Annotated in this window: 18 protein-coding genes; 4 read left to right on the forward strand and 14 right to left on the reverse strand. The window is 67.0% G+C overall.

Translation table 11 applies throughout. The features are described from left to right. Window positions 1–149: 149 nt before the first annotated feature. From ABE423_RS02725 to ABE423_RS02735, 3 genes are read right to left on the reverse strand one after another with little or no spacing between them, the layout of a single operon-like run. Entirely contained in the window at window positions 150–1589 is a 1440-nt protein-coding gene (locus tag ABE423_RS02725) for a TolC family protein (RefSeq protein ID WP_049463608.1), read from the reverse strand. Then, the gene (locus tag ABE423_RS02730) at window positions 1586–3544 is read right to left on the reverse strand and encodes a MacB family efflux pump subunit (protein ID WP_180838436.1); all 1959 of its coding nucleotides are present in this window, start codon (window positions 3542–3544) and stop codon (window positions 1586–1588) included. Before ABE423_RS02730 ends, ABE423_RS02725 begins: the two co-directional genes overlap by 4 nt. Then, window positions 3541–4782: an efflux RND transporter periplasmic adaptor subunit gene (locus tag ABE423_RS02735; protein ID WP_180838437.1), complete on the reverse strand. Its 1242-nt coding sequence runs from the start codon at window positions 4780–4782 to the stop codon at window positions 3541–3543. Before ABE423_RS02735 ends, ABE423_RS02730 begins: the two co-directional genes overlap by 4 nt. Before the next feature lie 204 nt (window positions 4783–4986). On the opposite strand from ABE423_RS02735, the gene ABE423_RS02740 reads away from it, so the two are divergent. The 3 genes from ABE423_RS02740 (at window position 4987) to ABE423_RS02750 (ending at window position 10335) form a co-directional block, all read left to right on the forward strand. Further along, on the forward strand, window positions 4987–5715 hold the full coding sequence (locus tag ABE423_RS02740) for a response regulator (protein ID WP_005408779.1): 729 nt from the start codon (window positions 4987–4989) through the stop codon (window positions 5713–5715). Window positions 5716–5721: 6 nt separating this feature from the next. After that, window positions 5722–7131, forward strand: a complete 1410-nt coding sequence (locus tag ABE423_RS02745) for an ATP-binding protein (RefSeq protein ID WP_032127908.1) — start codon at window positions 5722–5724, stop codon at window positions 7129–7131. 177 nt (window positions 7132–7308) lie between these two features. After that, window positions 7309–10335, forward strand: a complete 3027-nt coding sequence (locus ABE423_RS02750) for a two-component regulator propeller domain-containing protein (protein WP_346484904.1) — start codon at window positions 7309–7311, stop codon at window positions 10333–10335. Window positions 10336–10430: 95 nt separating this feature from the next. On the opposite strand, the gene rnt is transcribed toward ABE423_RS02750, so the two are convergent. The 11 genes from rnt to pstS (ABE423_RS02805) all read right to left on the reverse strand — a co-directional run bounded on the left by rnt (window position 10431) and on the right by pstS (ABE423_RS02805) (window position 20160). Next, window positions 10431–11015 carry a ribonuclease T gene (gene rnt / locus ABE423_RS02755; protein WP_005408782.1) on the reverse strand — a complete coding sequence of 195 codons (585 nt, stop codon included), beginning with the start codon at window positions 11013–11015 and terminating at the stop codon, window positions 10431–10433. A 235-nt stretch (window positions 11016–11250) separates the two neighbouring features. After that, complete coding sequence (locus tag ABE423_RS02760) at window positions 11251–11772, reverse strand: DoxX family protein (protein WP_180838439.1); 522 nt, start codon at window positions 11770–11772, stop codon at window positions 11251–11253. 27 nt (window positions 11773–11799) lie between these two features. Further along, window positions 11800–12555 carry a putative DNA-binding domain-containing protein gene (locus ABE423_RS02765; RefSeq protein ID WP_125895760.1) on the reverse strand — a complete coding sequence of 252 codons (756 nt, stop codon included), beginning with the start codon at window positions 12553–12555 and terminating at the stop codon, window positions 11800–11802. Beyond that, complete coding sequence (locus ABE423_RS02770; RefSeq protein WP_180838440.1) at window positions 12548–13423, reverse strand: DUF692 domain-containing protein; 876 nt, start codon at window positions 13421–13423, stop codon at window positions 12548–12550. The genes ABE423_RS02765 and ABE423_RS02770 overlap by 8 nt, the downstream gene beginning before the upstream one ends. Next, window positions 13410–13769 carry a hypothetical protein gene (locus ABE423_RS02775; RefSeq protein ID WP_125895762.1) on the reverse strand — a complete coding sequence of 120 codons (360 nt, stop codon included), beginning with the start codon at window positions 13767–13769 and terminating at the stop codon, window positions 13410–13412. Before ABE423_RS02775 ends, ABE423_RS02770 begins: the two co-directional genes overlap by 14 nt. A 205-nt stretch (window positions 13770–13974) precedes the next feature. Further along, on the reverse strand, window positions 13975–14682 hold the full coding sequence (gene phoU, locus ABE423_RS02780; protein WP_008265615.1) for a phosphate signaling complex protein PhoU: 708 nt from the start codon (window positions 14680–14682) through the stop codon (window positions 13975–13977). A gap of 97 nt (window positions 14683–14779) precedes the next feature. Beyond that, entirely contained in the window at window positions 14780–15610 is an 831-nt protein-coding gene (pstB, locus tag ABE423_RS02785) for a phosphate ABC transporter ATP-binding protein PstB (RefSeq protein ID WP_005408788.1), read from the reverse strand. A 19-nt stretch (window positions 15611–15629) separates the two neighbouring features. Then, window positions 15630–16493 (reverse strand): phosphate ABC transporter permease PstA, encoded by an 864-nt coding sequence (gene pstA / locus ABE423_RS02790; RefSeq protein WP_032127902.1) that lies wholly within the window; start codon window positions 16491–16493, stop codon window positions 15630–15632. Beyond that, window positions 16493–17461: a phosphate ABC transporter permease subunit PstC gene (gene pstC, locus ABE423_RS02795; protein WP_049421601.1), complete on the reverse strand. Its 969-nt coding sequence runs from the start codon at window positions 17459–17461 to the stop codon at window positions 16493–16495. The genes pstA and pstC overlap by 1 nt, the downstream gene beginning before the upstream one ends. Window positions 17462–17543: 82 nt before the next feature. Continuing rightward, the gene (gene pstS / locus ABE423_RS02800) at window positions 17544–18632 is read right to left on the reverse strand and encodes a phosphate ABC transporter substrate-binding protein PstS (protein ID WP_125895763.1); all 1089 of its coding nucleotides are present in this window, start codon (window positions 18630–18632) and stop codon (window positions 17544–17546) included. 511 nt (window positions 18633–19143) lie between these two features. After that, the gene (gene pstS / locus ABE423_RS02805; protein WP_180838441.1) at window positions 19144–20160 is read right to left on the reverse strand and encodes a phosphate ABC transporter substrate-binding protein PstS; all 1017 of its coding nucleotides are present in this window, start codon (window positions 20158–20160) and stop codon (window positions 19144–19146) included. Window positions 20161–20711: 551 nt separating this feature from the next. Here pstS (ABE423_RS02805) and ABE423_RS02810 point away from each other — a divergent pair. Next, the gene (locus tag ABE423_RS02810) at window positions 20712–21944 is read left to right on the forward strand and encodes a porin (protein ID WP_032127900.1); all 1233 of its coding nucleotides are present in this window, start codon (window positions 20712–20714) and stop codon (window positions 21942–21944) included. Window positions 21945–21986 lie beyond the last annotated feature (42 nt).

Here is a 21986-nt window from a genome sequence, read left to right on the forward strand (position 1 = left end):
CCACCCCGCCCCGCGGCCGGGGGGTTTCGTGGCCCGTGACGTCCCCGCCCGCTACCGGCGATCCGATTCACGCATGGCGTGGATCGGCCGTGTCGACCAAGGTCGACACCTACCGGTAGTCGCCAACCTTGGTTGGCGCTCTTGCCGCCTCACCCCGCGCTGCCGCCCAGTGCCTTGAACAAGGTGACGTCGTTGTTCAGCTGGCCCTGGCGCACGCGCGCCAGCGACAGCTCGGCATCGCGCCGGGTCTGCTGCGCTTCCAGCCAGGTGCGCAGGTCGGTGGCACCCACGCGGTAGCGCACTTCCTGCGCCCGTTCCACTTCCACCGCTTCGTCGTACGAAGCCTGCGAGGCCGCCACCTGGCGCGCCAGCTGCTCGCGTGCCGACAGCGCGTTGTCCACTTCCGAGAGCGCGGTATACAGCGTCTTGCGGAAATTGGTCGCGGCGATCTGGTAGGCGGTGCCGGCGATATCGGTATCCAGCTGCGCGCGCTGCAGGTTGAGGAACGGAAGCGACAGGCCGGCGCCCAGCGTGGCCACCGGGTTGCGCAGCACGTCACCCAGCGACGTTGCACTGGAGCCGAGGCTGCCGGTCAGGCTCAGCGCCGGGTAGTACTGGGTAGCGGTCACCTTGATGGTCTTCAGGCTGTTGCGCAGGCGCAGTTCGGCCGCGCGCAGGTCGGGACGGCGACCGAGCAGGTCGGTCGGCAGGCCCTCCGCGATGCTGGGGCTGCGTGCGCCGAGCAGGTCCTGCGGTTCGTCCTGCTGCGGCCAGGGCGTGCCGTCCAGCAGCACGGTCAGTGCATTGCGGGCCTCCACCCGCTGCTGTTCCAGCGCACTCTGCGAGGAACGCTGCGACTGCAGGTTCTGCAGTGCCTGGCGTACTTCCAGGCGCGATACTGCACCGGCGTCGAAGCGGGCCTGGACCAGTTCGCGGGTACGTTCCAGCCGCTCCAGGTTGGCCTGGCCGGTGGCGATGGACTGGTTGAGATAGGCCAGGTTCCAGTATTGGTTGATGGTGTCGCTGATCACCAGCAGCGCGGTGTTCTGCCGGTCTTCCTCGCTGGCCTCGGCTTCCCAGCGGGCGATGTCGCGCTGGGTGCGCAGGCGGCCCCACAGGTCCACTTCCCAGCCCAGCGAGACGCCGGTGGAATAGCTGCGGCGCCAGTCGTCGGCCTGGTCGGTGGCGCGGCTGGCGCTACCACTCACACCCGAAGACGAAGGCTGCGGCCACAACGCGTTGCTGGCCAGGCCGGCCTGCAGGCGCGAACGCTGCACGGCCAGGCCAGCGGCGGCAAGATCGCTGTTGGCGGCCAGCGCCTGCGCCACCAGACGGTCGAGACGTTCATCGCCGAAACCGGTCCACCAGGTGTCCTGGCGGATGTCGCGGCCCGGAGTATCCAGGCTGCTGCGCGGATCGTCGGCCGGCGCATTGAGGGTGGCATCGCCACGACCGTAGGTCGCCGCCACGTCGGGGGCCTGCACCGGATAGCGGCCCATCGATGCGCAGCCTGACAGAGCGAGCAGTACAGCGCCCGCCAGCAACAGGCGCGAGGGGGCAGGGAAGGGCAGTCGGGTCATCATCTTCATTCGCGGGCCAGGGCCTCCACCGGGTCGAGCTGCGCGGCGTTACGCGCGGGCAGGAAGCCGAACGCCACGCCGATCAGGGTCGAGCAGGCGAACGCGGCAACGATCGAGGCAGTGGAGAACAGCACCTGGAAGTCGCTGGCGAAGCGGCCGATCATCGAGCCCAGCAGCAGGGCCAGGCCGATGCCGAGCACGCCGCCGAGCAGGCACACCAGCACTGCTTCGATCAGGAACTGCTGGCGGATATCACTCTGCCGTGCACCGACGGCCATGCGCACGCCGATCTCGCGGGTACGCTCGGTCACCGACACCAGCATGATGTTCATCACGCCGATACCACCGACCAGCAGTGCGATGGCGGCGATGGCGCCGATCAGCAGGGTCATCGTGCGCGTGGTCTGCTCGATGGTCTGGCGGATCTCGGCGCTGTTGCTGAGGAAGAAGTCCTCGGTGCCATGGCGCATCGTCAACAGTCGGGTGATCGCTTCCTGTGCGGCGTCCATCGGCGTGGCGTCGTCCACGCGCACGGTAATGCTGGACACGTGGCTCTGGCCGAGCATGCGCGACATCACCGTGGTGTACGGCAGCCACACGCTCAGGCTGGTGCTGCCACCGAACCCGAAGCTCTGGCGCTTGGCCACGCCGACCACGCGCGCCGGCACGTTGCCCAGCAGGATCACCTGGCCGATCGGATCGACATCGGGGAAGAACTGGGCCTGGGTGTTCTCGTCGATCACCGCCACCTGGCCGAGGCCCTTCACTGCATCGGCATCGAAGAAGCTGCCGCTGAGCAGGGTCACGCCCTTGACCCGGAAGAACTGCTCGCCGACGCCGCTGACCTGGGCGGTGGAGGACTGGTTGCGGTAACGCGCGGTGACCGAGGTCGACACGCTGGGCGTGGAGCTGTCGACGTAGCTCTGCCGGGCCAGCGCATCGGCATCACTGGCTTTGAGCGTCTGCACGCGGGCCGAGCGCATGTCGCCGAAACCACGGCCGGGGTAGACATCGATGGTGTTGGTGCCGAGCGCGCTGATGTTCTGCAGGATCTGCTGCTGCGAGCCGTTGCCCAGCGCCACCACCGAGACCACCGAGGCGATACCGATGATGATGCCGAGCATGGTCAGGAAGGTGCGCAGCCGATGTGCATTCATCGCCAGCAACGCCATGCGGAATGCTTCGGTGAAGCGGTCGCGCGCGGCCCGCCAGCTGTTGCCGCGGGCGACGCCGGTGCTGGCCTCGCGCTGCGCGCGGTAGGTCGGTGCATTCGGGTTGGCGCGGTCGGCGATGATCTCGCCGTCGCGGATCTCGATGATGCGCTGCGCGTGTTCGGCCACGCTCATGTCGTGGGTGACGATGATGATGGTGTGGCCTTCGGCGTGCAGCTCGCCGAGGATCGCCATCACTTCCTCGCCGGATTTCGTGTCGAGCGCGCCGGTCGGTTCGTCGGCCAGGATCACCTCGCCGCCGTTCATCAGGGCACGGGCGATCGACACGCGCTGCTGCTGGCCGCCGGACAGCTGGCCCGGCTTGTGGTGCATGCGGTCGCTCAGGCCCAGCCGCTGCAGCAGTTGTTCGGCACGCGCGTTGCGCACCGGGCCGGGGCTGCCGGCGTACACCGCCGGCACTTCCACGTTGCCGCGTGCATCGAGGTCGCCCAACAGGTGGTAGCGCTGGAAGATGAAGCCGAAATGCTCGCGGCGCAGTTCGGCCAGCTCGTCCGGCTCCATCTTCCCGGTTTCGCGGCCGGCCACCTGGTAGCTGCCACGGGTGGGACGATCGAGGCAGCCGAGGATGTTCATCAGCGTCGACTTGCCTGAGCCGGACTGGCCGACGATGGCCACCATCTCACCGGCGTGGATGTCGAGGTTGACGTCACGCAGCACGGCGATCACATCGTCGCCGGCCGGGAATTCGCGTCGCAGGTCACGCAGGCGCAGCAGCGGCGCCGTCGTGCTCATCGGCGCCCCATGCCCGGGCCGCCGACCCGCATCTGCATGCCGCCGCGGTTGCCGCCGCCGGCGCTGGCACCGGCCGCACCGGCTTCGCCGACCACTACGCGCTCGCCTTCCTTCAGTCCCGACAGGATCTCGGCCGAGGCGCCGTTGTTGATGCCCACGGTAACCTTGCGCGGCTGCGGCTGGCCCTTGTCGTCCAGCACCCGCACCATGCGCTCGTCGCCACGGCGCTTCGGCCCCAGTGCCACCGCCGGCACCATCAGCACGCCCTTGGCCTGCTTCAGCAGTACCGAGACCTGCGCGGTCATGTCGATGCGCAGGGTGCCATCCGGATTCTCCACGTCGAACAACGCGTTGTAGTAGACCGCGCTGCTGGAACTGGAACTGGACGAGCTGCTGGAACTGGACGAACTCTCGTTGGCGATCGAGGCCGGCGCCGGATTGATCTGGCGCAGCGTGGCGTGGTACTTGCGATCCGGGTCACCCAGGGTGGTGAAGTACACCGGCATGCCGGCCTTGATCTTGACCACGTCGGCCTCGGAGATCTCGGCATTGACCGTGACCACGTCCAGCCGCGCCAGCATGACGATGGTCGGTGCAGTCTGGTTGGCGTTCACGGTGCGACCTTCCTCGGCCACCACCGCCACCACGGTGCCGTCCATCGGCGCGGTAATGCGGGTGTAGGCCAGGTTGGCGCGGGCGGTGCCCAGCTCGGTTTCGCGGCCCTTGATCTGCGCCTCGTAGGACTGCAGCTGGGCGCGGGCGGTCTTCAGCTGCGCCTCGGCGGCATCGTATTCCTGGCGCGAGGTGGCCTCGGCGGCCAGCATCTGCTGCTGGCGCGCGAATTCCAGTTCGGCCTGGCGCAGGGTGGCCTGCTGCACGGCGCGCTGGGCGGTGACCTGGTCCAGCGAGGCCTGCGCATTGAGCACCTGGTTCTGCTGGGTGGTGGCGTCGATCTCGGCGATCAGGTCGCCTTCCTTCACGGTGTCGCCCAGCTGCACCTTCAGCGATTTGATCTGGCCCGAGGCCTGGGCACCGACGCTGACCAGCTTGTAGGCGTCGATCACGCCGGTGGCTTCCACCGTCTGCTCGATGTCACCACGGCTGGCGGGCGTGGTCGCCACCGCCGGGGCGGCGGGCTTGCGCAGCAGCCACCAGGCGGCTGCGGCAACGGCAAGGGCGAGCAGGGCGATCAGTATCAGGCGACCCCGGCGGGTCGCGGGCAGCAGGCGGAACGTCACGTCGTGGCTTCACTCTCGGGGCCGCGGTGGCGGCGTTGGTGGGCATTGTGAAGACCGGGCGATGGGCGGCTCAATCCTCGGGGTATGTCTCTATGTAACACTGTCGGTGAATACGCGTAACCACAGGTATCCCGCCCATGGCTGGATACACTGGTACGCATTGCCCCGGATGCGGTTCAGCTGCCGACACGGGATGATCGCGACATGGAGACTGAAAACACGATGCATCGACTGCTGATCGTCGACGACGACAACGACATCCGCACCCTGCTGGCCGAACAGCTCGGCCGGGCCGGCTACCAGGTGAGCACGGCGGCAGACGGCACCGCCATGCGCCAGCTGCTGGACCGCGAACACGTGGACCTGATCGTGCTCGACCTCAACCTGCCGCGCGAGGATGGCCTGACCCTGTGCCGCGATCTGCGCGCGCGCTCGAACACGCCGGTGATCATGCTGACCGCGCGTGCCGAGCCAATCGACCGCGTGCTGGGCCTGGAAATGGGCGCCGACGACTACCTGGCCAAGCCGTTCGAACCGCGCGAGCTGCTGGCACGCATCCGCAACGTGCTGCGCCGGACCGAGGCGCTGCCGGCGAACCTGGAGCCGCTGGCGGTGCGCCGTGCGCGCTTCTCGCGCTGGGTGTTCGATCTGGAGCATCGCCACCTGGTGGACCCGGACGATCGCGTGGTGGTGCTGTCCGGCGCCGAGTTCCGCCTGCTGCGGGTGTTCATCGCCCACGCCAACAAGGTGCTGTCGCGCGAGCAGCTGGTCGCTCTCAGCAGCGGCCGCAACTACGAGGCACAGGACCGCGCCATTGATCTGCAGGTCAGCCGGCTGCGCAACAAGCTGGGCGACGACGGTGGCCCGGACGGACTGATCAAGACCGTGCGCAACGAAGGCTATGTACTGGCCTCCTCGGTGAACCTGGAATAAGCCGCGATGAAGCGCCTGCGCCATTTCCTGTCCTCGATGGTCGGGCGGTTGTTCGTGATCCTGCTGCTGGGCATGAGCGTGGCCGCGATCGGCGCGACCATGCTGGCCACCTCCAAGCGCCAGCAGGAGTTCGAGCGGCAGAACCTGAACCGCATCGCCGACCGCCTCCAGGGCTACGTCAACCTGCTCGACGGCAACCCCGAACTGCGCGAGCGCCTGCTCGAAATCGGTGGGCCGAGCGTGCGTGCGCTGCAACCCGGCGCACGCCTGGGACGGGCCGATACCGCGTTGATGGAAGTGCTCGATGACCGGCCCGGCCCGGTCGCACGCGCGCATGTGCACTTCGCTTCGTTCCGCTCCTGCATTCCCAAGCTGCAGGACCTGCTGCCCCCGCCGCCACCGGGGCATCGAAAGCATCCGCGCGAACGTGATCCGGCGTTCATCCCGCCCAAGTGCCGTGCGGTCGACGTGACCCTCAACGACGGCACGCTGCTGAAGCTGGCGCTGGATTCGCCGGCGGTGGCACACAACGGCATCCTCGCCGTGGACCCGTGGTTCCTGACCCTGCTGGTGCTGGCGATCGCGGTGCTGGCCTATATCGTCGCGCGCATGGCCAGCGCGCCGCTGCAGGAACTGGCCGCAGCCGCCGAAGACCTGGGCGACGACCTGCAGCGCGATCCACTGCCGCTGCGCGGCCCGCGCGAAGTGCAGCGCGCCGCAGAGGCCTTCAACGCCATGCAGCATCGCCTGCAGCGGCACCTGGCCGAGCGCACGCAGATGCTGGCGGCGATCACCCATGACCTGCAGACCCCGCTGACCCGGCTGCGCCTGCGCCTGGAGAATGTCAGCGACGAGGTGCTGCGTGAGCGCCTGATCGGCGATCTGGCCGCGATGCAGGCGTTGGTGCGCGAAGGCCTGGAGCTGGCGCGCAGCGCGGAGAGCGCCGAGCAGCGCGCCGCACTGGACCTGGATTCGCTGCTGGAGAGCATCGTTGAAGACACGGCCGAGGGCGGCGGTGATGTCGTCTTCGAAGGTGGCAGCGGAGCGGTGTTGATGTTGCGTCCGCTGGCCATGCATCGCCTGTTTTCCAACCTGGTGGACAACGCGGTGATGTATGCCTACCGGGTGCGGGTACGGGTCGAGCGTAGTGGTGGCGCGATCACCGTGGTGGTGGCCGATGACGGCCCGGGCCTGGCCGAGGATCAGCTGGAAGCCGTGTTCGACCCGTTCGTGCGGGTGGAAACCTCGCGTTCGCGCGAAACCGGCGGCGCCGGTCTGGGCCTGACCATCGCCCGCGCCCTGGCTGAGAAAGACGGGGCGCGGCTGTGGCTGCGCAACCGCGTTGAAGGCGGGCTGGAGGCGGTAGTGCAGTGGCCGGCCAGTGCACAGGTGACGCCGCCGGGCCGCGCGGGCTGAGCCTTCGCGGCTGGCGATGGTGACGCCCTGGGCCGGGTTTGGCCTATCATCTGCGCATCTTCCCAGTTCCCCCCCGATGAGCCAGCCCGTTCCCGCCGGCATGCCGTCCCGCGCTGCCCGGCAGTTCCCGCATGCTGCCAGGCCCGGCAGCCCTGCCTGGCCGCCGCCGCTGCACTGATGGCCGGACAGGGGGACATCGGGCGCTGGGTGGAGCGCTGCGGATCAGATATCGGTCGATGGCTGCGACAGGGCCTGCTGTGGCTGCTGCTGGCCCTTGCACTGCCGGTGGCAGCGCAGGAGGGGGCTCCGCCACTGCGCGACTACGCCATTGATGTATGGACGTCGCGCAACGGCCTGCCGCACAACTCGCTGCGCGACATCGCGCAGACCCCCGAAGGCCACCTCTGGTTCGCCACCTGGGAAGGCCTGGTGCGTTACAACGGGCTGGATTTCACCGTGTTCGACCGCAGTACCCGCCCGGGCCTGCGCGACAACGGCATCGGCGCGCTGTTCGTCGACCGCCAGGGTGGGCTGTGGATCAGTGATTCGCGGGGCAATGTCAGCCATCGCGGCAACGATGGCCAGTGGCGTGTCTGGGAGCACCAGGCCGATACCCCGCAGGTCCTGATCCAGTCCATGCAGATGGACAGCCAGGGCCGCCTGTGGCTGCTGTATGAAGGCAAGGGCATCGGCTATCTGACGCCGGACACCGGTATCGTCTACCAGGCTCCGGCCGCCGACCTGCCGATGGCGATGAGCTTCACCAAGCTGGTGGTCGACGCGCAGGACCGGGTCTGGGCCGGCACGTTGGATGGACTGGTGCTGCGCGACAACGACGGGGTGCTCAAGCGGGCGCCCGCGGCGTGGGGGCTGGGCGCCGGCAGTGGCCTGTCGTGGCCGTACCGCGCTCCAGATGGCGCGCTGTGGATCGTCGCCGGCGAGCGCCTGTACCGGGTGGAGGATGATCAGCTGGTGCTGATGCACCGCCTGCCGGGGCAGCTGCACCTGACCTCGATGCTGCAGGATCGCCATGGCGACCTGTGGCTGGGCACCGAGAACCAGGGCCTGCTGCGGATCTCAGCGCATGGCCTGGAGCGCCTGCCGGCGGGCCTGAACCTGCCGGGTGGGCGCGTGGTCAGCCTGCGCGAGGATGCCGAGGGCAGCATCTGGGTGGGTGCCAACGGTGGCCTGTACCGCCTGCGCGAAACACTGTTCAGCAGCTACACCGAGCGCGATGGCCTCAGTGGCGACTATGTGCGCACCGTGTTCGAGGACCGCGATCGCCAGCTGTGGGTCGGCAGTGCCAGCGGCCTCGACCTGCAGACTGCTGATGGCCGCTTCCGCGCGATGCCGCTGCACAACCGCGGCGGCAAGGCACCTTCGGTGCTCAGCCTGGCGCAGGGCCCGGACGGTGACCTGTGGGTCGGAACGTTCGGTGATGGCGTCTACCGTCTTGGCCCCGATGGCCGGCTGCGGCACAACTATGCCGCCGCCGATGGCATGCCGGGCGGCAACATCCGCGCGATCAGCGTGGACCCGCAGGGTGTGGTCTGGGCCGGCACCCAGAAGGGCGTGGTCCGCATCGACGGCGACCGCGTGCAGGTATCAAGCGTTGCGGGTATGCCCAGCGGCCTGATCACCGCGCTTGAGCACGATCACCAGGGCAACCTGTGGATCGGCACCATCGAGGGCATCCGCGTACTGCGCGGCGATCACGTGCAGTCGATCGACCTCGCGCCGATGGGAGGTGGCCGCAGCGTGTTCGGCTTCCATCAGCTGGGTGACGCGATGTGGATCAGCAGCGACCGTGGCCTGTACCGCTGGCGCAACGGCACGCTGGCACGGGTGGGGCTGGAGCAGGGCATGCCGGTGGATGCGGTGTTCCAACTGGTGCCGGATCGCCTTGGCAACGTGTGGATCAGCAGCAACCGCGGCGTGCTGCGCACCGACATGGCCACCCTCAACGCCGTGGCCGATGGCCGCGCACCCCGGGTGGTGGTGGAGCGCTACAACGAGATTGACGGCATGGCCAACGCGCAGGCCAACGGCAGCTCCGGGCCATCGGCGATCCTGCGCCAGGACGGCACGTTCTGGGTGGTCACCGCCGGAGGCCTGAGCACCGTCGATCCGCAACGCCTGCAGCGTTTCCGCGAGCGTCTTTCACCGCCGGCAGCGATTGAAAGCGTGCAGGTGGATGGCGCACCGGTGCATTGGGAAGGCCCGGACCGCAACTACATTCCCGGCGGTCGCCGCTTGGCGGTGAGTTATGTCGGCCTGAGCTACCTGATGTCTGACCGGATCCGCTACCGCACGCGGTTGGATGGCCTGGATACGGGGTGGGTCGAACGCGGCCCGCAGCGCAGCGTGGAGTTCGTTGGCCTGCCGCCGGGCGACTACACCCTGCACGTGGCCGCTGCCCATCCGGGTGGCAGTTGGGGCCAGCAGGAAGCGGTATGGAGCTTCACCGTGGAGCCGTTCTGGTGGCAGCGACGCAGCGTGCAGGTGCTGGGTGGCCTGTTGCTGCTGGCCGGGCTGGTGGCGCTGTACCGGCTGCTGCTGCAGCAGCTGAAGGCCAGCAACCTGCGCCTGGCACGGCGCGTGGACGAGGCGACCTTCGACCTGCAGGCCAAGACCGTGCACCTGCAGGCGCTGAACCAGGAAAAGACCGAACTGGCCGAGCGCCTCGCACGCCAGGCCGAGGCATTCGAACGGCAGGCCCGCGAGGATGCACTGACTGGCCTGGCCAACCGCCGTGCCTTCGATGAAACGCTGGCGCGTGACTTCGCGCGTTCGCAGCGCAGCGGTCATCCGCTGTGCCTGGTGGTGCTGGATATCGACCACTTCAAGGACGTCAACGACCGCCACAGCCACAGCATCGGTGATGCGGTGCTGGTGCAGGTGGCGCGGTTGATCGCCGCCGCCAGCCGCGATTCGGACCTGCCGGCGCGGACTGGCGGCGAAGAGTTTGCGCTGCTGCTCAACGACACCCGCCTGGAGGAAGCCGCACAGCTGTGCGCGCGCCTGCGCGGCCTGTTCCATGACCACCCCGACTGGGCCGGCGTGGACGGACTGCGCGTGACCTTCAGCGCAGGGCTGGTGGAGCTGGATGCCGACGACCGCACCCCGGCACTGCTGTACCAGCGCGCAGATCGCGCGTTGTACCGCGCCAAGAGCGAAGGCCGCGATCGTACGAGTATTGGTTGATCGCATCCACGCATGGCGTGGATCTACCGTCCGGTGAGTGGTGGGTGCGGACCGTTGGTCCGCACTGCGTGGATGCGGTTGCGCCGTTGGCTGGCTTACCGCGGCCAGGCGTTGGCGATGGTGCAGAACAACCGCGCGGTCTGCTCGGTGTCATACACCGCGCTGTGCGCCTCGTTGGCATCCCAGCCCAGCCCGGCGGCGGTGGCCGCACGCGCCAGCACGGTCTGCCCGTAGGCGATGCCGGCCAGGGTCACCGTATCGAACACGCTGAAGGGATGGAACGGATTGCGCTTGTGGCCGGTGCGCGCCACGGCGGCATTGACGAAGCCGAGGTCGAAATGCGCGTTGTGGCCGACCAGGATCGCGCGCTGGCAGCCGTACTTCTTCATGGCCGCGCGTACCGGGGTGAAGATGTGGTCCAGTGCCGCCTTCTCTTCCTTGGCCAGCCGGAACGGGTGGTCGAGGATGATGCCGGTCACTTCCAGCGACTTCGGGTCGATCTCCAGGCCCTCGGCCGGCACCACGTGGGCACTGGCGGTCTGGCCGGGGTAGAGCAGGCCGTTCTCGTCCATCTCGATCGGCACGGCGGCGATTTCCAGCAGTGCGTTGCGCTGGCTGTCGAAGCCGCCGGTTTCCACGTCCACCACCACCGGCAGGAAGCCGCGGAAGCGTTGTGACATCGCGCGCTGCGCCTGGGGGACTGCGGAATCGTGAGCGGCGGCAGGTGCGGGGGTGGGGTCAGTCATGCGTGAATTCTAGCAGAGCGACCCTGAGCGCCCGGCCAGCCTTCGGTGCATGCGTTCCCTGCGCGGGCGTGTGTCGACCAAGGTCGACACCTACCGGGGCAGCGCGCGCTCAGGATTCCGGTAGCTGCCAACCCTGGTTGGCACACGGTGCGCCGACCAGGGTTGGCGATTACCGGACTGCTGGCCGTGCAGGCGTGGCCGAGGGAGACCACCTCGCCAGCCACGCATCCACGCTCAGCCTGCCGGCGCCGGTGAGGATCAGCGGCAGCAGCATGGCCATGAACAGCACCGGCAGCTTGAAGTTGCCGAAGCCCTGGTCAGTGATCGCGTAGCCCATGGCGAGGTCGGCCAGCGAGTTCCACTCCATCGGCCAATGCACCGCATAGGTAGCCACTACGGTCAGCACCAGCAGGCTGGCGGCGGCGAAACGGGTGCCGAAACCGAACAACAGGCAGGCCGCGCCGAGCAGTTCGAACCAGGTGGCAAGCTGCCAGTTCAGCGCGGCCGGCAGCTGGTCGAACGGGAACGGGAAAGCGTCCTGCAGGTCGGCGAACCAGTTCTGGCCGCGCAGTTTCTCGCGGCCGGATTCGAAGTATTCCCAGGCCAGCAGCAGGCGCAGGCCGAGCGGGGCCAACCAGGGGGCGAGACGGTCCAGCTGGCCACGCGTGGCGGCCAGGGTCGGAAGGTTCATCGGTGGTTCTCCGTGGGGGAAAGGGCGTCAGCCAGGGACTGTGAGCGGGCCGATCACGCCGGCCTGCAGGAACTGCTGCAGCAGCGCGGCACCGGGCCCGGCCAGCGCCTCCTCAGCCAGGCCGTTCGCAGCGGCCAATTGCCGCAGATAGGCATGTCCATCGAGGCCGGGTCGTTCGCCGACGCTGGACAGCAGGTATACCGCCAGCGGGCTGAGCACGGCGAAGCGCACTTCGCCATCGGCCTCGCGGCGGACCAGCAGGCCGGTCGGTTCCGCCGGCGGCTGCATTGGCGCATCCTCGGCACCGAGTCGATGCACCGGCCACTGATACAGCAGCGGCCACGCCAGGGGTGAGCGCTGCAGCGGTACCTGCAGCGGATCGATGTCGCCGGGTGCCGGCAGCGGCTCGGCCTGCAACTGGTACAGCGCGGTCTCCACCCACTCGTAATGAGCGAGTTCGGCCAATGCCGGGTGCGGCAGCTGCGGCTGTGCCTGCAGCCACTGCACGAATTCGGCGGCCAGTTCGGTGAACAGCGGTGTCTGGCAGCGATGGGTGGCGAAGTAGTGGCGCACCAGGTCGCTCCAGGCGGGCTCGCCGAGCAGGCGCACGCAGACCGGGAAGCCGTTGCTCAACAGGCCGAGCAGATTGTTGAACAGCAGCCGTTGGTACACCGTGACCCGGCGTGCCTCCAGCCCAGCCGGCGGTGGAACGCCCTGCGGATCGCGCAGATGGGCAGTGAACGCGTGCTGCTGCGCGCGCAGGGTGCCGCGAGCGTCAGTCATGTGCAGTCCCCCCGTGCGTCGCCTGCAGGCGGCGGATGGTCTGCAGTTCGCCCTGCAGCTCGGCGTACGGGGGGAAGTTGAAATCGCGTTCGAGCAGGGTGGGGCGTGGGCCGATGCGCGCGTAGGTACGCGCCAGCAGCTCCCAGACCGGGTCGATCACCGCGCTGCCATGGGTATCGATCTTCAGGTCCGGTGCCTCGTCCAGGTGCCCGGCCACGTGCAGGCAGACGACGCGCTCTGCGGGCAGCCCGGCGATGAAGGTGTCGGCATCGTAGCCGTGGTTGCAGGCGTTGACGTAGACGTTGTTGACGTCCAGCAGCAGATCGCAGTCGGCTTCGGCAAGCACCGCATTGGTGAAGGCCAGTTCGTCCATCGCCGGTTCTGGTGCCAGGTAATAGGACACGTTCTCCACTGCAATGCGGCGGCCCAGCAGATCCTGCACGTGAGCGATGCGTGCCGCAGTGTGGCGCACGGCTTCGTCGGTGAACGGAATCGGCAGCAGGTCGTACAGGTGACCGTCGTCGCTGCAGTAGCTCAGGTGCTCGCTGTACAGCGGCACGCGGTGCTTTTCCAGGAACTGGCCGACCTGTTCCAGCAGCTGCGTATCCAGCGGCGCGCTGCCGCCAAGCGACAACGACAGGCCGTGGCAGCTCAACGGATGGCGCTGCGCCAGTTCGGCCATTGCATCCCCGGCGGGACCACCCACATGGATCCAGTTCTCCGGCGCGCATTCGAGGAAGTCGAAGTCACCGGCCGGTGCATCGCGCAGATCCTGCAGCAGCGCCCGGCGCAGCCCCAACCCGGCGGCCGCCGCACGAAGCGGCGACCGCAGGTGGACGGCGCTGGCGCGGACGTCAGTGCTTGGCACCGCACTTGCCTTCGCCGCACTTGCCTTCAGCCGACTTCTTGTCGCCTGTCTTGGCAGCGGCTGCACCAGCAGCCTTGCCCTTGTCGGCACCGCACTTGCCTTCGCCACACTTGCCTTCGGCAGCCTTGCCCTTGTCACCGCCGCACTTGCCTTCAGCGGTCTTGCCGTCGGCGCCGCACTTGCCTTCGGCGTGCTTGGTATCGGCAGCCTTTGCCGCCTGGCCAGCCACCAGGTAGCCCTGGGCCAGGTCGCTCATGCTCAGGGCCGAGGCACTGGCGGTCATGCCCAGGCCGGCGGCCAGGGCCGTAGCGGTCAGCAGGGACAGGGTCTTGTTGGAACTGCTCATCGGTCTTACTCCTAGGTGGTGGGCAGGCGCCCGGGGTGAATCGATGGTGCAGCGATCCTACTCAACGAATCCTCGCCAAGAACTCAAATTTTCGTGAGATTTGTTACAGAGCGGGAGACCGGTGGCCAGAACGCCCAAAACAAAAGGGCCGCTGTCACCAGGACAGCGGCCACCTTGGAGTCAACTCCGGTGTTGCAGTGCAGCGTCAGGGCTGTCCGGTGCTGGAGGTTTCGTCGCGTTTTTCACGCGGCGGCAGCGGCTGCTCGCCATGCACCAGGAACCACACGTTCTCGGCGATGTTGGTGGCGTGGTCGCCCACGCGCTCCAGGTTCTTGGCCATGAACAGCAGGTGGGTGCACGGGGTGATGTTGCGCGGGTCTTCCATCATGTAGGTCAGCAGCTCGCGGAACAGCGCGGTGTACTGCGCGTCCAGGCGGGCGTCGTCCTCGCGCAGCGCCAGCGCAGCGTCGGCATCGTTGTCGCGGTAGGCGGCAATGGCGCGGCGCACCTGCTGCGCGGCCAGGCGGCCGAGCGCCCGCAGGCCCTGGATCTGTGGCAGCGGCGGCACTTTGCCCAGCGCGATCGAACGCTTGGCAACGTTGGCCGCATAGTCGCCGATGCGCTCGATGTCGGCCGGGATGCGCAGGCCGGCCAGGATCTCGCGCAGGTCGCGCGCCATCGGCCCACGCAGCGCCAGGCGCATCACGTCATGGCTGATCTGCTGCTCCAGCGCATCGATCGCTTCGTCGTTGGCGATGATGCGATGGGCGGCGTTCTCGTCGCGCTTCTCGATCACGTCCATCGCCGCTTCGAGCTGAGCGACGGCCATCTCGCCCATGCGCACGATTTCGGCCACCAGCCGCTGCTGTTCTTCGTCGTAGCTCTTGACGATGTGGTCGTTGGGAAGATTCATGGTCTGCAATCCGGGTAGAGCCAGGCCATGCCTGGCTGGCGTGATTTGTAGAGTCGAGCCATGCTCGACTGACATTGTCTGTCTGTCGACTGACGTTTCAGCCGAAGCGACCGGTGATGTAATCCTCGGTCTGCCGCTGCGACGGCTGCGAGAAGATCACTTCGGTGCGGTCGTGCTCGATCAGGTCGCCCAGGTACATGAAGGCGGTGTAGTCGGACACGCGCGCGGCCTGCTGCATGTTGTGGGTGACGATGACGATGGTGTACTCGTGCTTGAGCTCTTCCACCAGCTGCTCGATGCGGCTGGTCGAGATCGGATCCAGCGCCGAGGTCGGCTCGTCCAGCAGCAGCACCGACGGGCGCAGGGCCACGGCACGGGCGATGCACAGGCGCTGCTGCTGGCCACCGGACAGGCCCAGTGCGCTCTGCCCCAGCTTGTCCTTCACTTCGTCCCACAGCGCGCCCTGGCGCAGTGCCTGCTCGACGCGGTCGGCCATGTCGGCCTTGCTCAGCTTCTCGTGGTGGCGGATGCCGTAGGCCACGTTCTCGAAGATGGTCATCGGGAACGGCACCGGCTTCTGGAACACCATGCCGACCTTGCTGCGCAGGCGGTTCATCGGGTACTTCGGCGACAGGATGTTTTCGCCGTCCAGCAGCACTTCACCACGCGCCTCCAGCTTCGGGTACAGCGCGTAGATGCGGTTGAAGATGCGCAGCAGGGTCGACTTGCCGCAGCCGGAGGGACCGATCAGCGCGGTCACGCGCTTTTCCGGGATCTCCAGGTTGATGCCCTTCAGGGCATGGAACTTGTCGTAGTAGAAGTCCAGTCCACGCGCAGCCAGCTTCACCGGCGACGGCGTGTGCAGGCTCTCGTGCGAGGACGGCACGGCGATGCGCTGCATCGGCACGGCGTTGGAAAGGTCGTTCATGGCGTTATCCACGGAAAGGTCAGTCATGGGAGATACGGTTGCGCAGCAGGATGCCGCGGGCGGCAAGGCTGACCAGCAACACGAAGACGGTGAGCACCAGGGCACCGGCCCAGGCCAGCACCTGCCAGGATTCATACGGGCTGCCGGCGAACTGGTTCATCACCACCGGCACCGAGGCCATCGGCTGGAAGATGTTGTTGTTCCAGTACTGGTTGCCGAAGGCAGTGAACAGCAGCGGTGCGGTCTCGCCGGAGATGCGGGCCAGCGCCAGCAGGATGCCGGTGATGATGCCGGCCGAGGCACTGCGGTACAGCACCTGCACGATCACCTTCCACTGCGGGATACCCAGCGACAGGGCTGCCTCACGCATCTGCGAGGGCACCAGGCGCAGCATCTCGTCGGTGGTGCGCACCACCACCGGCAGCACGATGAAGGCCAGCGACAGTGCACCGGCGAACGCCGAGAAGTTGCCGCCGGTCTGCATCACGTACAGCGTGTAGACGAACAGGCCAAGCACGATGGATGGGGCCGACAGCAGGATGTCGTTGACGAAGCGGACCACGGTGCCGGCCTTGCGGGCGTTGCCGTACTCGGCCAGCCAGGTGCCGGCCAGCACGCCCAGCGGGGTGCCGATGCCGATCGCCAGCGCACACATCACCGCACTGCCGAAGAAGGCGTTGGCGAGACCGCCTTCCTGCATCGGCGGCGGCGTCATCTTGGTGAACAGATCCCAGTTGATGCCGGCCAGGCCCTTGGAGGCCAGGGTGAACAGGATCCAGCCCAGGAAGAACAGGCCGAACAGGGCGGTGGCGCAGGAGGCGGTGATCGCAACGACGTTGCCGATGCGACGGCGCAGGTACAGCGAATCAGCGGTGGTGGACATCAGTTGCCCTCCTTGCGGGACAGGCGCATCAGCATCAGGCGGGCGATGGCCAGCACCACGAAGGTGACGATGAAGAGGACGAAGCCGAGCAGCAGCAGGGCCGAGCGGTAGGTTTCAGTGGCTTCGCCGAAATCGTTGGCGATCAGCGCGGCGATGGTGGTGCCCGGTTCCAGCAGCGACGGCGACAGGCGCACGCTGTTGCCGATCACGAAGGCCACCGCCATCGTCTCGCCAAGGGCGCGGCCGAGGCCGAGGAAGATGCCGCCGATCACTGCCGAGCGGGTGTAGGGCAGCACGATGTCCCAGCTCACTTCCCACTTGGTGGAGCCCAGCGCGTAGGCCGATTCCTTCAGGCGGGTCGGCACGGTCAGGAACACTTCGCGCATCACCGAGGAGATGAACGGAATGACCATGATGGCCAGCACGAAACCGGCGGTGAGCATGCCGATGCCCAGCGGCGGGCCCTGGAACAGCGGGCCGATGATCGGCATCTCGCCCAGCGTCTCGTTGAGGAACGGGGTGACGTACTCGGTCATCACCGGCACCAGCACGAACAGGCCCCACATGCCGTAGATGATCGAGGGAATGCCGGCCAGCAGTTCGATGGCGGTACCGACCGGGCCACGCAGCCAGCGCGGCGCGACTTCGGTGAGGAAGAAGGCGATGCCGAAGCTGACCGGCACGGCGATGACCATCGCGATGAGCGCGGTGACCAGGGTGCCGTAGATCGGAGCGAGGGCGCCGAACTTGTTTTCGACCGGATTCCAGTCGGCGGAGAAGAAGAAGCTCAGGCCCTGCATCTGCAGGGCATGGCGGCCGCCCCACAGCATGGACAGCGCAGCGCAGGCCAGGGCGATCAGGACGAAGATGACGGTGCCGACCAGCACCCATCGGAACAGTTTGTCGTTGCGGGCATCACGCGCATCACGCGTGGACGGGGCGGCTACAGGCTGGGCGATGGCATTCATGGGGACGGCAGGGCCAGGAAGGGGCGGGGCGGCACGGCGTGGAAGAAGCGGTGCCCGCGCGGGGCGGGCACCGTCGTGTCCATCACTTCAGGTCGGTCGCCCAGTAGGCCTCGATCTGCTTGACCAGTTCGGCCGGCAGCGGCACGTAGTGCAGCTCGTTGGCCTGGGCCTGGCCGTTCTCGAAGGCCCACTTGAAGAAGGCCAGGGTGTCCTGGTTGCGCTTGGCGTCCTTCGGCTGCTTCTGCATCAGCATGAAGTTGGTGGCGGTGATCGGCCACGCCTGCTCGCCCGGGGCGTTGGTGATGACCAGGTTGAAGTCCTTGGCGCTGGCCCAGTCGGCGCTGGCAGCCGCAGCGGCGAAGGTTTCCGCGCTCGGTTCGACCCAGTTGCCGGCCGCATTCTGCATGGCGGTGTACGGCATGCCGTTCTGCAGCGCGTAGGCCAGTTCGACGTAGCCGATCGAGCCCTTGATCTGCTTCACGTAGGAAGCGACGCCTTCATTGCCCTTGCCACCGACGCCGTCCGGCCACTGCACCGAGGTGCCTTCGCCGACCTTGCTCTTCCACTCCGGGCTGACCTTGGACAGGTAGTTGGAGAAGTTGAAGGTGGTGCCCGAACCGTCCGAACGGTGGACCAGGGTGATCTTGCCGTCCGGCAGCTTCACGCCCGGGTTGGCGGCGACGATGGCCGGGTCGTTCCAGGTCTTGACCTTGCCCAGGAAGATGTCGGCCAGCAGGGCGCCGCTGAGGCGCAGCTTGCCGGTTTCCAGGCCTTCGATGTTGACCACCGGCACCACGCCGCCGATGGCGGACGGGAACTGCGCCAGGCCGGCCTGGGCCAGCTCTTCGCTGCTCAGCGGCTTGTCGGAGGAGCCGAAGTCGACGGTGCCGGCCTTGATCTGGGCGATGCCGCCACCGGAGCCGATCGACTGGTAGTTGATCTTGGCGCCGGTGCTGGTGTTGTAGTCAGCCGACCACTTGGAGACCAGCGGGAAGATGAAGGACGCGCCCGCGCCGGACACTTCGGCGGTCACCTTGGCACCGGCAGCGGCCGGGGCGGCGGCACCGTCGGCAGCCGGCTGCTGCGCGGCCTGCTTGTCGCCACCGCAGGCCGACAGGCCCAGGGCGATGGCCAGGGAAAGGGCGGCAAGGCCGGCCGAGTGCAGTTTCATGGTCACTCCATAGCGGGGAAGAGCCGACGTCGTCGGCGGATGCGGCTATGAAATGATGTTTTTGTTACAGCCGTATTACGACCATGACAGAGGTGTCCTGGATCACGTTCTGACAAGGGTTTCACGGAGTTGGCCACGGTCCGGGAGACCCCCGGAGACCCCGGATCTGCGCACCGATATGACGGCCGGGGCTCTACAAACGCTCTTGCCTTTGCTCCTGCCTTTCATGACCCCACCGCGCCCCCGATGAACTGTCCAGAGTCGGCGCAGGGCCTAGCCCGGGACCGTTCGCGCCATGGATGGCGCGATCGAGCCCCCATGGACGGGTTTACGGCGTGTCCCGGGCTGGGCCCTGCGTCGGCTCCGGCCAGTAGATTGGAAGCGCAGCGCTCTTCACGTCCAACCCCCAAAAACAAGAAGAGCGCGAGATCTCGAGGATCTCGCGCCCGGGGTGGGATCGGTGGGGGAGAGAGGACCCGCCGATCCCGTTCCTGCGGGGGAACGCGCTTGCTTACTTCAGGTTCTGCGACCAGTAGGTCTCGATCTGGCGGACCAGGCTGTCCGGCAGCGGCACGTAGTCCAGCTGGCGGGCCTGGGCATCGCCGCTCTTGTAGACCCAGCGGAAGAACTCCTGGGTGGCCTTGCCGTTGGCAGGGTTCTTCGGCTTCTTGTGCACCAGGATGAAGTTGGTGGCGGTGATCGGCCAGGACTCGGCGCCCGGGGCGTTGGTCATCACCAGGTAGAAGTCCTTGGCGCTGGCCCAGTCGGCGCTGGCAGCAGCGGCGGCGAACGACGCGTCGCTCGGCTGCACGAAGCGGCCGGCGGCATTCTTCATCGCGGTGTACGACAGCTTGTTCTGCAGCGCGTAGGACAGTTCGACGTAGCCGATGCCGCCCTTGATCTGCTTCACGTAAGCGGCAACGCCTTCGTTGCCCTTGCCACCGATGCCGGCCGGCCACTGGACCGAGGTGCCTTCACCGACCGAGCTCTTCCACTCCGGGCTGACCTTGGACAGGTAGTTGACGAAGTTGAAGGTGGTGCCCGAACCATCCGAACGGTGCACGACGGTGATCTTGGCGCTCGGCAGGGTCACGCCCGGGTTCAGTGCGGCGATGGCCGGGTCGTTCCAGGTCTTGATCTTGCCCAGGAAGATGTTGGCCAGCACGGTGCCGTCCAGCTTCAGTGCGCCCGGGGCGATGCCGGCCACGTTGACGACCGGCACCACGCCGCCGATCACCGACGGGAACTGCGCCAGGCCCGAAGCGGCCAGTTCTTCCGGCTTCAGCGGAGCATCGGAGGAGCCGAAATCAACGGTCTTGGCCTTGATCTGGGCGATACCACCGCCGGAACCGATCGACTGGTAGTTGACCTTGTTGCTGGTGGCGGCGTTGTAGTCGGCCGACCACTTCGACATCACCGGGTAGATGAACGAGGCGCCCGCGCCGGTGATTTCAGCGGCGTTGGCGGCGAACACGGACGACGCTGCGAAGACGGCAACGGCAACGCGCGACTTGAAGGCGTGGATCACGGGGTGGCTCCTGGGTTGATGGGATGCGGGGTTACCCGCCCGGCGCACATTCCATAACGGTTCGATGACAGCGCAGGGACCGTTGTATGACGCAACCGTTACAGCGCTACCGGGCGCCCGCACAGCCAGGGGCGTGAAGGTTCTGAGTGCTGCGGGCAACGTGATGACCATGCGCCGGAGACGGACGTGGCCCGGTTGCGATCACGTTCTATATGTCGCTGATGGACTGCCCGGTGTGGTCGTCAATGCCATCCCGGCCTGGCATTCCGCAGTGATGCCGCGTCATCCACACGAAACCATCAATGCAGGTGAGCGCTGCGCGGCGGTCGGCCCGGGCCGGGACGCTGATACGTGACGCCATATGCCGCAAGGGATCGACAAGCATGTGGCGGCAAATGAGTCGTACGCATGACCGCACGAAGAAATCTGTGGTTGGTGCTCAGGTTGTCATTCGGCTGTCATGGTTTTAACGGAATGTTCGCAAAACGCTTGACCGGCCAGCCGGCGTGGCGTTCTGCCCAAGCCATTCCAACCCTCTGGAGAAATCCAAAATGCGTTCCCATTTGCTCGCCGCCGCGGTCGTTGCAAGCCTCGGTCTGGTTTCCGCCGACGCCTTCGCAGCTCCCGCCAGCACGGGCGTATCCCAGGCACAGCTGCAGCAGCTGCAGGCGCAGATCGCTGCCCTGCAGGCCCAGGTCCAGCAGTTGCAGAACGATTCGCAGGCGCTGCAGGCACAATCTGACGCACAGTCCGAAGTGAACATCACCCAGGCCCAGGCCCTGGAAGGTGCACAGAAGACCCAGACCAGCGTCGACAAGCTGGCCAAGCTGGTCAATGACAACAAGATCGGCGGTCGCATGTTCTTCGACCTGACCAACATCGACAAGACCAGCAACGGCAAGGACACCGCCGCCAGCGGCACCGGTCTGGACGTCAAGCGCTTCTACCTGACCGTCGACCACAAGTTCAACGACATCTGGTCGGCCAACCTGACCACCGACTTCCAGTACAGCTCGGCCATCGGCAACACCGAGCTGTTCGTCAAGAAGGCCTACGTGCAGGGTAGCTTCGACCCGGCCTTCAACCTGCGCGTCGGTGCCGCCGACATGCCGTGGATCCCGTACGTCGAGAAGTTCTACGGCATGCGTTATGTCGAGAACACCCTGACCGACCGCCTGAAGTACGGCAACTCGTCCGACTGGGGCCTGCATGGCTTCGGCAACCTGGGCAACAACTTCAACTACGCGGTCTCGGTTGTGTCCGGCGCCGGTTACAAGAACCCGACCCGCAGCAAGGGCATGGACGTGGAAGGTCGCGCGGCCTATACCCCGAACGAGAACTTCGTGGTTGCCGTCGGTGGCTACAGCGGCAAGCTGGGCAAGGAAACCGACATCCAGAGCGCCGAGAACACCTATACCCGCGCCAATGCGATGGTGGCCTACGCCAGCAGCGACTTCCGCGTCGGTGGCGAGTACTTCCAGGCCAAGAACCTCAACAACGTGATGACCGTTGCCACCGACAAGACCAGCGGCTGGTCGGTGTGGGGCAGCGTGCGCGTCACCGACGGCGGCATCAACGTGTTTGGTCGTTACGATGACACCGACGTCAGCAAGACGCTGGACCCGACCCTGAGCGACAAGTACTGGAACGTCGGCGTCGAGTTCCCGGTCATGAAGAACCTCAAGCTGTCGACCGTGTACAAGTACACGCACCTGGCCAACGCCAGCGACAAGAAGAACGACAAGACCAAGGAGTTCGGCGTCTGGGGCGACCTGTCGTTCTGATGTCCTGAAGCACTCTTGTCTACAAGCAAAGACGGCGGGCCC

Source organism: Stenotrophomonas sp. TWI1409, from assembly GCF_039673015.1.
Classification (GTDB): Bacteria; Pseudomonadota; Gammaproteobacteria; order Xanthomonadales; family Xanthomonadaceae; genus Stenotrophomonas; species Stenotrophomonas maltophilia_A.